Origin of the sequence: Salipiger sp. 1_MG-2023 (assembly GCF_030547555.1) — a bacterium.
GTDB lineage: Bacteria > Pseudomonadota > Alphaproteobacteria > Rhodobacterales > Rhodobacteraceae > Salipiger.
Map to the genome: position 1 here is coordinate 101,274 of NZ_JAUOQN010000008.1, position 12,745 is coordinate 114,018.

14 protein-coding genes and 2 pseudogenes are annotated in these 12,745 nt (G+C 61.0%); all 16 read right to left on the bottom strand.

Going from position 1 to position 12,745, the window contains the following annotated elements; genetic code table 11:
- Position 1: 1 nt before the first annotated feature.
- The gene (locus Q4543_RS06345) at positions 2-1,018 is read right to left on the bottom strand and encodes a threonine/serine dehydratase (protein ID WP_303436952.1); all 1,017 of its coding nucleotides are present in this window, start codon (positions 1,016-1,018) and stop codon (positions 2-4) included.
- A gap of 7 nt (positions 1,019-1,025) precedes the next feature.
- Positions 1,026-1,754: an amino acid ABC transporter ATP-binding protein gene (locus Q4543_RS06350; RefSeq protein WP_303436970.1), complete on the bottom strand. Its 729-nt coding sequence runs from the start codon at positions 1,752-1,754 to the stop codon at positions 1,026-1,028.
- A gap of 62 nt (positions 1,755-1,816) precedes the next feature.
- Positions 1,817-2,476, bottom strand: coding sequence for an amino acid ABC transporter permease (locus Q4543_RS06355; RefSeq protein ID WP_303436953.1), 660 nt, complete (start codon positions 2,474-2,476; stop codon positions 1,817-1,819).
- A 2-nt stretch (positions 2,477-2,478) separates the two neighbouring features.
- Positions 2,479-3,195, bottom strand: a complete 717-nt coding sequence (locus Q4543_RS06360) for an amino acid ABC transporter permease (RefSeq protein WP_303436954.1) — start codon at positions 3,193-3,195, stop codon at positions 2,479-2,481.
- Between the two features lie 22 nt (positions 3,196-3,217).
- Positions 3,218-4,090, bottom strand: coding sequence for an amino acid ABC transporter substrate-binding protein (locus Q4543_RS06365; RefSeq protein WP_303436955.1), 873 nt, complete (start codon positions 4,088-4,090; stop codon positions 3,218-3,220).
- Positions 4,091-4,115: 25 nt separating this feature from the next.
- Positions 4,116-4,826, bottom strand: coding sequence for an HAD family hydrolase (locus tag Q4543_RS06370; RefSeq protein WP_303436956.1), 711 nt, complete (start codon positions 4,824-4,826; stop codon positions 4,116-4,118).
- Between the two features lie 189 nt (positions 4,827-5,015).
- A complete protein-coding gene (locus tag Q4543_RS06375) occupies positions 5,016-5,681 on the bottom strand; it encodes a GntR family transcriptional regulator (protein WP_303436957.1) in 666 nt (221 codons plus the stop codon).
- 314 nt (positions 5,682-5,995) lie between these two features.
- Positions 5,996-6,568, bottom strand: coding sequence for a recombinase family protein (locus tag Q4543_RS06380; RefSeq protein WP_303436958.1), 573 nt, complete (start codon positions 6,566-6,568; stop codon positions 5,996-5,998).
- A gap of 119 nt (positions 6,569-6,687) precedes the next feature.
- The gene (locus tag Q4543_RS06385; protein WP_303436959.1) at positions 6,688-7,035 is read right to left on the bottom strand and encodes a hypothetical protein; all 348 of its coding nucleotides are present in this window, start codon (positions 7,033-7,035) and stop codon (positions 6,688-6,690) included.
- Positions 7,032-7,928 carry a TniB family NTP-binding protein gene (locus Q4543_RS06390; protein WP_303436962.1) on the bottom strand — a complete coding sequence of 299 codons (897 nt, stop codon included), beginning with the start codon at positions 7,926-7,928 and terminating at the stop codon, positions 7,032-7,034. The genes Q4543_RS06385 and Q4543_RS06390 overlap by 4 nt, the downstream gene beginning before the upstream one ends.
- A gap of 5 nt (positions 7,929-7,933) precedes the next feature.
- The gene (locus tag Q4543_RS06395; RefSeq protein ID WP_303436963.1) at positions 7,934-9,595 is read right to left on the bottom strand and encodes a Mu transposase C-terminal domain-containing protein; all 1,662 of its coding nucleotides are present in this window, start codon (positions 9,593-9,595) and stop codon (positions 7,934-7,936) included.
- Positions 9,596-9,699: 104 nt separating this feature from the next.
- Positions 9,700-10,593: a LysR family transcriptional regulator gene (locus Q4543_RS06400; RefSeq protein WP_303436964.1), complete on the bottom strand. Its 894-nt coding sequence runs from the start codon at positions 10,591-10,593 to the stop codon at positions 9,700-9,702.
- Between the two features lie 7 nt (positions 10,594-10,600).
- On the bottom strand, positions 10,601-11,056 hold the full coding sequence (locus Q4543_RS06405) for an ABC transporter ATP-binding protein (protein ID WP_303436965.1): 456 nt from the start codon (positions 11,054-11,056) through the stop codon (positions 10,601-10,603).
- A 39-nt stretch (positions 11,057-11,095) separates the two neighbouring features.
- A pseudogene (locus tag Q4543_RS06410) lies at positions 11,096-11,568 on the bottom strand (ATP-binding cassette domain-containing protein); the annotation flags it as partial.
- Positions 11,558-12,568 carry an ABC transporter ATP-binding protein gene (locus Q4543_RS06415; RefSeq protein WP_216003792.1) on the bottom strand — a complete coding sequence of 337 codons (1,011 nt, stop codon included), beginning with the start codon at positions 12,566-12,568 and terminating at the stop codon, positions 11,558-11,560. The pseudogene Q4543_RS06410 and the gene Q4543_RS06415, both read right to left, overlap by 11 nt.
- A pseudogene (locus Q4543_RS06420) lies at positions 12,565-12,745 on the bottom strand (hypothetical protein); the annotation flags it as partial. The gene Q4543_RS06415 and the pseudogene Q4543_RS06420, both read right to left, overlap by 4 nt.

A 12,745-nucleotide genomic window follows, 5' to 3' on the forward strand; every position in this document is an offset into this window, starting at 1 on the left:
CTCAAAGAAAAATGGGCTGCGAAATTGCGCCTTCGCCGTCCGGGTCGGTGCGCATCGCGGCCTCGAATAGAGCTTTGTCGATATTCCCCCCGGAGAGAACAATCAGGCTTGTGCGGTCACGGAAATCTTCGGGACGGGCCAGCGCCCTGGCAAGTGCGACCGCGCCGCCGGGCTCCACCACCAGCCGCAGTTCTTCAAAGGCAAATCGGATGGCCGCCAGCACCTGCGCATCGCTGACACTAACGGCCCCCGCAAGGTGCGGGCCATTGATCGCGAAGGGTAGCTCAGCGGGCGTGGGGGCCAGAAGGGCGTCGCAGATAGATCCGTTCAGGGCGAGATTTGTCTCGCGTCGGCCCGAAGCCAGCGAGCGCCGGGTGTCGTCGAACCCTTCGGGCTCGACACCCCAGACTGCGGCGGACGATCCGGCAGCCTGAACTGCGAGACAGCTCCCGGCGGCAAGCCCGCCGCCACCGCAGGGCACCCAGACAGCCTCAACGCGCTTCGCGCCAATGTCCTCAAGCGCTTCGGTGACCACAGTTGCCTGCCCGGCGATGATATGCGGATTGTCACCTGGCGGCACGACCGCGACCCGGGCGCGTGCGGAGATTCGTGCCGCGATCGCCTCCCGGGTCTGGCTATGCCGGTCGTACAGGATCACCTCGGCCCCGAAGGCACGCGCCCGGGCGATCTTCACGGCCGGAGCATCCCGGGGCATAACGATGCGAACCGCGATGTCCAGCATCTGCCCAACCCGTGAGACGGCTAGGCCGTGATTGCCGGTGGAATAGGCCACCACGCCATCGGGATAGGTCGCGGAATCAAGCCGGGAGAGGCAGTTGTAGGCCCCGCGGAACTTGAACGCCCCCGTATGTTGAAGGGTCTCGCATTTCAGGAAGATGCGGCCACCGGTCGCCCGGTCGAGTGCCTCGGAGGTAAGTACAGGTGTGCGAATGGCCACCGGGCCGAGTACGCGGCGTGCTTCGGCCACGTCTTGGACGTCTGGAAGGTTCAGGGTCATGTTGGCCTCAATGCGACAGGACGCGGGAGAGAAAGGCTTGCGCTCTATCGGACTCCGGGTTCGAGAAAAACTGTTTAGTCGGGGCGGTTTCGACGATCCGGCCCTGGTCCATGAAGACGATCCGGTCGGCGGCGGCCTTGGCAAAGCCCATTTCGTGGGTGACCACCACCATGGTCATGCCTTCGCTGGCCAGTTCGAGCATGACCGAGAGAACCTCGCCTATCATTTCGGGATCGAGCGCCGAGGTCGGCTCGTCGAACAGCATGGCCACCGGATCCATTGCCAGCGCCCGGGCAATCGCGATGCGCTGCTGCTGTCCACCGGAAAGTTGCCCGGGATAGGATCCGGCCTTATCCGCAAGACCGACGCGATCGAGCAACTCATGCGCCTTGGCCCGGGCGGCCTCCTGCGTGCGCTGCAAAACGTGAACTGGTGCCAAGCATAGATTTTCGATGACTGAGAGATGAGGATAGAGCTCGAAATGCTGGAAAACCATCCCCATCCGCGCCCTCAGACCCGCCGTTTCGGCCCGGCCCTGTCCTACGACGACGCTGTCAGCGACGATGCGACCGTTGTCGATGGTCTCCAACCCGTTAACGCATTTGATCAAAGTACTCTTCCCCGAGCCCGAGGGGCCGCAAACCACCACAACCTCGCCCCGAGCGACGCTGAGACTGCATTCATGCAGCACTTTGAGGGTGCCATAACTCTTGGACACCTCTTGGACAGAGATCATCTCCTCTTTTTTCATCGGTTGTATCTTCCTTGGGTTGAAAGGTTCAAAGCAGGGGCGGGTCGTCATTGCGAAGTCTCCGCCTTCTTGAGCCGGGTTGCGAAAGCCCCACCGAGCGTACAGATCAGGTAGTAGACCAGTGCTGCGAACAGGTAGAACTCGACCAGACGGTTCTCGTTATTGGCCACAATGCTTGTGCTCGTCATAAAATCCCGCAGTGACACCACATAGACCAGCGCCGTATCCTGAAAGAGAATGATGCCCTGCGTGACCATGAGGGGTGCCATCTTGCGCAGCGCCTGTGGCAAGATCACGAGCCTGAGCGCCTGCAGATAGCTGAACCCCGAAGCGTAAGCGGCCTGCCATTGACCGGCGCGCACACCTTTTAGCCCGGCGCGGATGATCTCGGAATAATAGGCTGCTTCGAACATGACGAAAGCGATCAGGACCGAGGTTAGCGCCCCGATCGGTCGATTCAGCAGCAGCGGGATGAGAAAGTAGAACCAGAATATCACAAGGATCAGAGGAACGGCGCGGAATCCGTTAACATAGGCAGCGGCGAGCCAGGCCGCGAGCCGAAAGCGCGAAAGCCTGATGACGGCCAGCACCAGCCCGAGAACCAGCCCCCCGACCATGGCAACACCCGTCAGCATAAAGCTGAACCCTAGTCCCCTGAGTAGGAACGGCAGCGAGTCGATGATGACAGAAAGATCAAATCCACTCATTTTCAGGCTCCCGCCGAAGTGCCGGGGATCGCCACGCGGCGTTCGATCGTGCGCATTGTGAAGGTGACGGTCAGCGCGATTGTCAGGTAGATCACCGTCGCGGCGGTGAAAGCCTCAAATCCCTGGTAGGTTTGGCTCTGGATGCGTTGCGTCTGCGCGGTTAGCTCATAGACACCAATGGTCAGGGCTATCGAGGAGTTCTTGAATATGGTGAGGCATTCCGAGGTTAACGGCGGCATGATGATGCGGAAGGCCTGTGGCAGCAGCACAAGACGATAGGCCTGCGCTGAACTCATGCCGGCCGCCATCGCCGCCAGCCCTTGGCCTCGCGGCACGGCCGCGATTCCGGCACTGACTTGCACGGCAACCCGGGCCGACGTGAACAGTGCCAACGCAACTATGCCGGTTACAACCTCGGGACAGGGCATGTCGCGTTTGACCCAGTGCCCCAGGTCAGCGGGCAGCAGTTCGGGGATCACAAAATACCAGATGAACATTTGAAGCAGCAGCGGGATGTTTCGGAAGACGCTGATGTAGATCCCGGCCAAGGTGCGTCCCGCAACATGCGCGGTGCTATGCAGGGTTCCGATGGATGCGCCAATCGCCAAGGCGATGACAAAGGCGCAGATCGAGATCACGAATGTCATCCCGACGCCGGCGATGATCCACGATAGGTAAGGCTCTGCGAACAGGACGCCCCAGTTCCATGAATAATTCATTGTCGACGCCGCCTTTCTATCGTTATTCAGGTATCGCCTGAAGGGCGAAACTGGTCCTGAGGTCGTCGGCCAGCGGAATGCCCATAGGCGTGAACCACTTGTCATAGAGCGTCTCGAGCTTGCCCTCACGGGACAGTCGCGCCAGCGTGGCATTCACCAATGTCAGGAAAACGGTGCTGTTCTTCTGCACAAGCAGTCCGTAGGAATCATGCGAAAGCGCTTGCCCGACGACAGCATATTCAGACGGATCCGGCGCCTTACCCTGAAGCCCGAAAAGCAAGATGTCGTCTGTGGCATAAGCATCCGCCCGGCCGGTCGAGAGCATCAGGAAGCCCTCGGCGTTATCCTTGACGCTGACGATATCGATATCGAGCTGGTCTCTTTCGATGATGGACTTGATCAGCTTTTCCGGGGTGGAGTTCATCGGCAGCGCGATCCGCTCACCCACGAGGTCCTCAAGTTCCGTCACCCCCGAGTCGCTTTTGACTAACAGCCGGGTATGCGAAACGAAGAACGGGTTTGAGAAATCAACCTGGGACTGCCGCCCGATCGTGTTGACGGCGGATTCGCATGAAATGTCGACAGTGCCATTGGCGACAAGCGGTATCCTGTTCTGGAGGTTTACAGGCACCCAATTGATGTCCAGATCCGGTAGGTCAAGCTGCCTCCTTACCGTTTCGGCCAGCTCGAGGCAGATGTCGGTCGAATATCCGACCGGCTTTTGATCGGCATCGAGATAGGAAAAGGGAATGGAGGTTTCACGATAGCCAATCGACAGGACGTTGTTCGCCTTGATCCTGTCGATGACCGGATCGGTCATCTCGGCTTGGGCGCCAGTCGCGACCAAACACGCGAGCCCGAGCAGGGCTGAAGTAAAAGTAATTTTCTTTCTCATAGTGCGTTCTCCCTTGTTGTGCGCATTAATTTTCGGTGATGGCCTTGACGAGTTCCTCCAAGCTGGAGACTGTGATATCCGGGCGGGCTTCGGCGGCGCCTTCGCCGTAAAGGCCAAGCAGTCGGCCAGGACGGTTAACCCAGGCGCATTTCAGGCCGAGCGTGTTGGCTGGCGTGACGTCCGCGCGCAGGCTCTGGCCGACATGAAGAATGCGGTTTCGCGCAATACCCGCGGCTTCGAGTTCGGCGATGGCCGTATCGAAATGAGGCCAGTCGGGTTTGTAGGCCCCGACCTTCTGGGCGGTCACAACCACATCGAAGCTGAAATCCAGCTTGGTGCAGGAGCTTTTCAGAGACGCATCGTCGATGTTGCTGAGCGCTCCTACCTTGGCCGACGATTGCAAAACCGTGAGTCCGGCATGGCTGTCCGCATAAGCGGGCCAGTCGTGAGGCGTTGCCGCAAATGCCTCGCAAGTTTTGGCATCGACGGGGACATCATAGGATGCACAGATCCGGCCAAAGCAGCGGCGTAGGATCTCGGGGTAAAGATGCGCAGGCCGCTCCTTCTGGATCTCGGCCCGAGCCTGATCGAACGCCATTAGCAGTTCTTCGCCATCGGCCTTGATGCCGTGGGTCCCGGCCCAGTCTTTGAGGAAGCGGATAAGCGACGGTTCCCAGTCGATCAGGGTTCCATAGACGTCAAAGGTGACGGCGTCGAAGTCGGAAAGGCGTAGCATTGTTTCATCCCAAATTGCTTCTCTAGCGATTAGCGATAATCGCTAATACGAAATATGTCAACAGCATTTAGATGGAGAAGTGCATGGCCGCACGCGTAGCGGGCCTGCGGCGGTCGCATGAAGTGCAATGATTACAAGGGAGGAGGAGATCGCCACGAAATTGAAGACGGCTGATCCACCTTCCTAGGATCAGGTGCGTATCTGGATGGACTGCGCTTCGATATTGTTTAGGCTGGCGACTAGAAGCTCGCCTGTTGACAGGATGTGTTGCCGAAGCAATGAGCACGCTCCTTCGCAATCTTGTTTTTTGCAACGTTCCAGAATGGCCCAGTGCTCAGCCTGTGACTGCTTCAAATGGTGCGTCTCTTCCCAGGTAAAGCGTAAATAGCGCTCGAAGTTCTTGCGCAGGTTCTCGATCATCTCAAGAGTCCGGGGCTTCTCGGACGGCGTATAGAGTGCCTCGTGGAAACGAGCGTTCAAGACAATCTTGTCGTCGACGGTGGGCGCCACGTCAAGATCTGCAAGGATCTTTTGATAGGCGTCAAAATCGCGCTGCGTCATGTTGGGAATTGCCCATTGCAGAGCCTGCGCTTCGATCAGTGCGCGCAACTGCGAAATCTCCCAAGCTTCGTCCGCGTTAAGCCTCGAGACGCTCACGCCGCGCCTGGGCTCATTCCGCAAGAGCCCTTCGACGACGAGTTGCTTGAAGGCTTCGCGGACAATCATTTGGCTGACTCCGAAGCGCGTGGCAATCGCATCTTGACGCAATCGTTCGCCTGCGGGCAGCTCATTATTGATGATTGCCGTCCGCAGTGCGTCTGAAACAATGCCCGCCGCCGATTGTTTGTCTACCATTCCTGTGCCGTCCGATTTGTGCTAGCGGTGCCCCGGCGGCTCCACGTTCAGTCTAGCGATAAACGCTAACTTTGTCGTCAGCAACGCAAAAACTCTTCGATAGTTTATGCCCCCTCTTGCTCAGCAACCCGGCTCTACCGAGAATACTGATGGCCATCGAATGCTATACCACGTTCTGGAGCATTATCCGAAAGGTTCGACCTGACTGCTAAACTTCAGCTTCCTGACGACGACCGGTCGCCTCTTGCAGACGCAGCACGAGATCGAGCAAGCGCGGAAATCGTCAGGAACGTCCCGCACAGCTGCCGGTGGCCTTATTCCGTTTCTAAGTCCGCTTCGGTGTCTCTGGCCTCCAGCGCACGATAAACAGTCATGCGGGATACGCCGAGATCGCGGGCGATCTGCGCCTTGGCTATGCCATGCGATGCCAACCTGCGGATCTTCAGGTCGTCCACCCGCTTCTGGCGCCCCTTGTAGACGCCCGTGCCCTTCGCCGCCTCAATGCCCGCGCGTTGGCGATCACGGATGAACTTCAGTTCCATGTCGGCCACCATGCCGAGGACGGTGATGAGCATGCGCCCCATGTCACCTGCCGTGGTCACTTCGGGTTCCAGAACGCGCAACGCGGCCCCCTTCGCGTCCAGTTCATGCACCAGATTCAGCACGTCGCGCGTTGACCGGCCCAAACGGTCGAGGCGATGCACTACCAATTCGTCGCCTGCGCGCAGAAACTCCAGAACTGTGGCCAGCTCGGCCCGGTTGTCGCGGGATGCCCCGGAGCCGGTCTCAGCACGGATGATTTCGCAGCCTGCCTCCTTCAGCTTGGCCTTCTGGATATCGAGATCCTGGCTCGATGTGCTGACGCGGGCGTATCCGATCCGGGGCATGGCAATCTGTCACGTTAGGGTGGCTGATACCCTGATACTGTCACAAATGCTTTTGCGCCACTCATTTGTGACATTTCAGCCTGTCACAATGACCTGTCACCTCCGGGTGTGCCCAAATGTTACGGTCGTTGTGGAATGGCCCACTCATACCTCTGCCGACCTTCCGGCGTAGATATCCATTCCTCGAACTCCGCCGATAGCCGCGCGAGATTTCTTCGACGGCGTTCTTCGAACATGCGCAAATCTTTCATCGCCAGTCCGAGGCCGCCGGACAGGCGCTCCAGCACGGCCTCTGGCGGCTGAATGAATGAACGCGCCTCTTCGTCGTCATGCGCAATGTTCAGGGCGTAAAAACAGAAAATCTTGAACGGAACACCATAATGGCGGGCAAGGCTTTGGACGTAATGACGCAGCGTATCGACATCCCCCGGTGGCGGGTGCAGCGGCCAGGTCGGTTCCGGCTTCATGCCCGAAGCTCCCGTTCCATCATCTGCCGCCGGAAGGAGGGTGCCTGAAAAATGCAGTTAACCAGATCGTCTTCCACGATACGTTCCCGCCCCTCCATGAGCGCATGTGCAGTCGCGCTCGAAAGAAGCTGGTGCATTTCCCCGATCAGGCCCTCCGACCGCTCAACGATCACCGCGCGCAATGCGGGCAGGCCCAGACCGGAGGTCTCGCGCAGAGGGATCACCGTCTCGAAGCTGGCCAGCAGCCGCCCGGTCTCGGAACCATCATCCCATCTCGACAGCAGGAATGGCTGAAAGCGGTTTTCGAGCTGGTCGTCCAACCGTAGGGCCAACCAAGCATCCCTGGTCCCAAGCGCGACGATCGGAATACGCAGTTCATTGCCCAGATACCGGATAAGCCCCAGAATTTCGCGTTGCCGTGATGACGGGCCGCAGAGCAGGTTGTGCAACTCATCTATGAGAAGCAGTCGGACACCGCAGGCCTGCATAAGGTTCAGCGTCACAGCGTTCCGCCGATCCGTCTGCCGCATCTTCCCGAAAGGTGATCCCAATGCATCGAGCAACTGTGCATAGAACCGGGGTGCTGTGACGTCAGGTATCATCTGAACCGAGAGGACCGGAAAAATGTGCCGGTCCCTTTCTTCCGAACTTCGTCGGGGGTGTTGGCGCAGGAATTTCTCGGCAATGGTCGATTTGCCGTTATTGCTCGGCCCTACGATCAGCATGTTCTGTGGCCGGACACGGCCGGGTTGCGTCGCCAACAGCATGCCCATGCGTTTCAGGGCGTCCTGTGCCCGAGAATAGCCGATCCAGCGGTCGGTCGCGAGAAAATCAAGCCGCTCGACAGCTGACATTTCCGCGATGCGTCGGGCTTCGGGTCGAAGGTGGTCCATCGTCGCTACCACTCTTCTATGTCTGTAAATGGTCGCGGCGGACCATCGGGTTCGTCTTGCGAAAGCCCGGTCTGCACCGCCGCCCGCGATCCGGCTGCCGATGGTATCTGCCGGTCCAGTTCCGGCCGTGACCGACGGCGGCGGGCACTCCTGGAGAGCCGGACTGCGTTGCGCTCGATCTGTTGCATTTCCTCAAAGGCGGCGAAAATGGCGTCCTCGTCCACGGTAGCCGCATTGCGTTCCTGCGCCCGTCGCCGCGCCGCCCGATGTTCCCAGAGTGTCATCGACGGTCGGGAGAGCGTGCGATACGGCACTTCGAGCCAGGAGCCGTCGAAAGGGTCGAGAACATAAATACGCGAGATGTCTCGTGGATCGCGGCGCAGGATCAGAGGCCCCTCTGTCCGGACGTCGCGCGACACGATCCACGGCTTCAGGGCGTTCGAGAAATAGCGGATATGATCGACGGTAAACCCGTCACGCTGCAACGTGCGGCGCAGGACCGGAAGGAAGTCGATCAGATAGCTGCGCATGTCACGCGGGATGGCAATGCTGCCGCCGGATCGGGCGAGGGCCACAAGACCCTCTTCCAGCCGCGCAAGCGGCGCGGTTCCGTCCAGACCGCGATGCCCGGATCGGTGATAATCCTTGCAGATCGCAACAGTCAGCCAGCGCTCCAGCTCTTCAAGGGTCAGGCAGGCCTGCCCTTCGCTGTCGTATGCGCCTCGCTGCACTGTGTTTGAAAAGGTCGTCCCAGGCAACTTGTGGATGCGCTGCATAAGGGTTCCGATCACACGCTCCACGATACCACCGAACTGAGGTTGCCCCGGCGGCCGCCAGTCGATCTCGATGCCATGTTGCGCACAACCGCGCCCGAAAGCCTGCGAGTGGAACTCACCGGCATTGTCGACACCGATCTGCTTTGGCTTTCCCGCAATCGGCCAGTCCACATCAGTGATGCCGCGCGCAGTCATCCACGACTTCTTATTGGCGGCGACATGGACGAGGCACAGGCCGACGCTCGCGGCGGAAGGCGGGTCGAGACTAAGATGGAAACCCGCTATTGTCCGGCTCATCACGTCGATTGCAACCGTCAGATATGGCCGCCCGATTGGCAGTCGCTCAAACGGATCGACCAGGATCACGTCGACCGGCGTGTGGTCGATCTGCACAATGTCGAGCGGATATTTCGGAATTGGGGTCGCGCCGAAGACAGGCTTCGTCTCCGGATCTTCCTCGCGCAGCCGAGATGCGACACCCTTGTCGATCCGGTTGATCCGTCGCCTGATCGTGGCTTCGCTCGGAGGTGAAACGCCCGCCTTCCGGCACTCAGCCCGAACCGTCTTTATGATTTCCGACGGTCGCGCCTTCTGTGGTTTGAGATAGCGGCCCTCGATGACCTGACTGACGATCGCTTCGCGATTCCCCGCAATCCGGGATTTGCGCGGAGCACCACGGCCGTCGCGCGGCAAAAGCGCGGTGACTGCACCGCCCTCTTCACGCAGCCGGCGGATCAGCCCATAAGCCCAACGTTCAGAAATTCGCAGATCAACGGCAGCAACGCGGACGAGATGCGCTGGTGCCGCATCGAGGGCGGCAAGCGGCCGAAGAAAAGCCGCCCGTTCTTCGGCCTGCTGCCATACGTCTTTCGGAACGGATTCCAAGTCCATGACCGATCCTGCCTCCTGCAACGCGCTGAATCGTTCGCTGACGGTCGCGCAGCGCAATGAACTGCTTGGCGATCAGTATTGAAGTTTTTTGTGACAGGCGCGTGTCAATGAAAACAACAACCCGCGCTGAACTTATTTGTGAAAAATGACAAGAAGACATCGATCAGCGGCGCCTGCGCCGGCACGGGTATCTGCCACAACCGCGCGCCGTAGCGCAGCGCGTGGCCCCGCGCCATGCAGCCGATGGCGGTGCCGCTTTCCACCAGCTCTGACAGATCGTCGATCCCGGTTGCCGCAGCGATGACCCGCTCGCCGACCCCGTGACGCACCCGCCACAGCGCCAGCGCCGAGAGGGCGCCGGCCATGCGGTCTTCTTCGTAGCCGACCACATCAGAGGCGGCGAGGATCTCCGGATCGACCGGCGATCGCCGGTACAAGGGGTGGCGCGGCCCGCAATAGACGCCGAATTCCTGCGCCTGCAAGGCTTGTGCCCGCAACCGCAGGATGGTCGGGTCGATCTGCGTGCAAAAACCCACCGAGGCCACCCGCTGTTGCAGCGCCTGCGACACCTCGCGGCAAGAGGCGGAGCGGATCGACAGGGTGACCCTTGGGTGCTGCTGGCGAAACTCCTCGAGGGCGGGGGTGATGGAATCCATCTCGAGATGCGAGGAGCGATAGATCACCACGTTGCCCGACAACGACTGGCCCTCGTTGGCGGTCAGATCGTTCAGCCGCACGACGCCGCCGTAGATCTCCAGCGCCTCGCGGTAGACGAATTCGCCCGAGCGGGTGATCACGAAGTTCTGCCCGCTGCCCCGTTCGACCAGCCGCAGATCCAGCCGCTCTTCGAGGCGGCGCAGGGCGGCCGAGACCGATGGCTGCGACAGGTTCAGCCGCAGGGCCGCCGCGGTGATCGAGCGTTCCTGAACGATGACCATATACGTCCGCAGCAGGTTCCAATCGAGTTGGAGCGCCAATCGGTCGAGCGGAAAGCTCATTCCTGTCCTACACCTTTCGTGTGATCCGCAAAGTGACACCGTGCCTGCCGGTCCGGGCCAAGCGCGACCGGATCCGGGGCGATGGTATCGCAGGTTCCCTTCTTAGCGATCGGGCAGCGGGTGTGAAAGGCGCAACCTTTCGGGATGTCGGTGGGGCTGGGATGTCGCCGGTCAGGCGGATGCGGTCGGGGCGTTTCACCGCCGAGGGCACCGGCACCGCCGACAGCAGGGCGCGGGTGTAGGGGTGGCGCGGGTCTTCGAACACCTGCTCGACCGGGCCTTCCTCGACGATCTTGCCAAGGTACATCACCGCGACGCGGTCGCACAGAAAGCGGATGACCGCCAGATTGTGCGAGATGAACAGCTGGGTCAGCGCCGGGCGGGTGATCCGCAGATCCTTCAGCACCCCGAGGATCTGCGCCTGCACCGACACGTCCAGCGCCGATGTCGGCTCGTCCAGCACCAGAAGATCGGGGTCAAGGACCAGCGCGCGCGCGATGCAGACCCGTTGTTTCTGCCCGCCCGACAGCTCGTGCGGATAGCGATGATGGAATTGCGCCGGAAGGCCATGGATTCCAGAATGGTCGACACCTTGTCGTGCAGCGCCGCGCCGCGCAGGCTGGTGTTCAGGATCAGCCCCTCGGCCACGGCCCGGTGGATCGTCATCCTTGGATTGAGCGAGGAATGCGGATCCTGAAAGATGATCTGGGCCTTGCGCCGCAGCCTCTTCAGCCCTTTGAGGCTGGCCTTGCGCACATCGACATCGCCGATGCGGATCTCGCCCGAGGTCGCTTCGACCAGCCGCAGCACGGTCTTGCCCACTGTGGTCTTGCCCGACCCGCTTTCCCCGACCAAGCCGACGGTTTCACCCGGTTTCAGCGATAGCGAGACGCCATCGACCGCGCGCACCACCTGCCCGTTGGGCATCGGGAAATGCACGTCGAGGCCGCGGATGCTCAGCATGTCAGTGCTCATGAACGGGGTCTTTCATCGGGGTGTCTTCGAACAGGGTGCAGGCCACCGTGTGCTGCGGTGCCACGCGGCGCAACCCGACCGGGGCATCGCAGGCGGCGTGGGCGCTGGCGCAGCGTTGGGCGAAGCGGCACCCCTTGGGCGGGTTCAGCAGGTCCGGCAGGGTGCCGGGGATCGATGCCAGCCGCTCGACCCGTTTGAACGGGTGGGGCAGGGCGTCGAGCAGGCCCTTGGTATAGGGATGGGCGGGGGCGTCAAAGATCTGGCCGATGGGCGCGTCCTCGACGATCTTGCCCGCATACATCACCGCCACCCGCGAGCAGACCTGCGCCACCACGCCCAGATCATGCGAGATCATGATCATCGTCAGGCCCATGTCCTCGACCAGCTCGGCCATCAGGTCGAGGATCTGCGCCTGAATGGTGACATCCAGCGCCGTGGTCGGCTCATCCGCGATCAGCAGCTTGGGCTTGGCGGCCAGCGCCATGGCGATCAGGATGCGCTGGCGCATGCCGCCCGACAGCTCGTGCGGATAGGCTTTGAACTGGCGTTCGGGGTTGGGCAGGTGCACCTTTTCTAGCATGCCAAGCGCGATGTCGCGGGCTTCGGCGCGTTTCACCTTGCCGCCCGATTGCGCCCGGATCGCATCGGTCAGCTGGGTGCCGATGCGGAACACCGGGTTGAGATAGGTCATCGGGTCCTGAAAGATCATCGCGACATCCTTGCCGCGCACGCCCCGCAATTCGCGATCCGACAGGCCCAGAAGCTCGCGCCCATCGAGCCGCACCGAGCCCGAGGTGATCCGGGCGGGCGGGCTTGGCACAAGCCCGAAGGCGGCGCGGGTCAGCACCGATTTGCCGCAGCCGGTCTCGCCGACAAGGGCCACCGCCTCGCCTGCGGCCAGCGAAAGATCGACCTTGTCGATGGCGTGATAGGCGCCGTCGAACGTGTCGAAAACAAGCGAGAAATCCCGGATGTCGAGGATCGGTGTGCTGTCCATCATCGTTGCCTCGGGTCCAGAACGTCACGCAGCCCGTCGCCCATCAGGTTGAAGCCAAGGACGGTGAAATAGATCGCCAGACCGGGGAACAGCGTGCACCACCAGGTAGTGTCCCAACGCTTGGTGTAGGAGGCCGCGCGCGGAGCCCCCGGCGTAGCGCAGCGCGCGGCCGGGTGTGAC

What these genes read in the sequence shown, in the direction of transcription:
- Q4543_RS06370 (WP_303436956.1), bottom strand. Translation starts at nt 4,826, where the DNA reads ATGCTACGCCTTTCCGACTTCGACGCCGTCACCTTTGACGTCTATGGA.
- Q4543_RS06360 (WP_303436954.1), bottom strand. Translation starts at nt 3,195, where the DNA reads ATGAATTATTCATGGAACTGGGGCGTCCTGTTCGCAGAGCCTTACCTA.
- Q4543_RS06400 (WP_303436964.1), bottom strand. Translation starts at nt 10,593, where the DNA reads ATGAGCTTTCCGCTCGACCGATTGGCGCTCCAACTCGATTGGAACCTG.
- Q4543_RS06385 (WP_303436959.1), bottom strand. Translation starts at nt 7,035, where the DNA reads ATGAAGCCGGAACCGACCTGGCCGCTGCACCCGCCACCGGGGGATGTC.
- Q4543_RS06395 (WP_303436963.1), bottom strand. Translation starts at nt 9,595, where the DNA reads ATGGACTTGGAATCCGTTCCGAAAGACGTATGGCAGCAGGCCGAAGAA.
- Q4543_RS06375 (WP_303436957.1), bottom strand. Translation starts at nt 5,681, where the DNA reads ATGGTAGACAAACAATCGGCGGCGGGCATTGTTTCAGACGCACTGCGG.
- Q4543_RS06415 (WP_216003792.1), bottom strand. Translation starts at nt 12,568, where the DNA reads ATGATGGACAGCACACCGATCCTCGACATCCGGGATTTCTCGCTTGTT.
- Q4543_RS06355 (WP_303436953.1), bottom strand. Translation starts at nt 2,476, where the DNA reads ATGAGTGGATTTGATCTTTCTGTCATCATCGACTCGCTGCCGTTCCTA.
- Q4543_RS06350 (WP_303436970.1), bottom strand. Translation starts at nt 1,754, where the DNA reads ATGATCTCTGTCCAAGAGGTGTCCAAGAGTTATGGCACCCTCAAAGTG.
- Q4543_RS06390 (WP_303436962.1), bottom strand. Translation starts at nt 7,928, where the DNA reads ATGGACCACCTTCGACCCGAAGCCCGACGCATCGCGGAAATGTCAGCT.
- Q4543_RS06380 (WP_303436958.1), bottom strand. Translation starts at nt 6,568, where the DNA reads ATGCCCCGGATCGGATACGCCCGCGTCAGCACATCGAGCCAGGATCTC.
- Q4543_RS06345 (WP_303436952.1), bottom strand. Translation starts at nt 1,018, where the DNA reads ATGACCCTGAACCTTCCAGACGTCCAAGACGTGGCCGAAGCACGCCGC.
- Q4543_RS06365 (WP_303436955.1), bottom strand. Translation starts at nt 4,090, where the DNA reads ATGAGAAAGAAAATTACTTTTACTTCAGCCCTGCTCGGGCTCGCGTGT.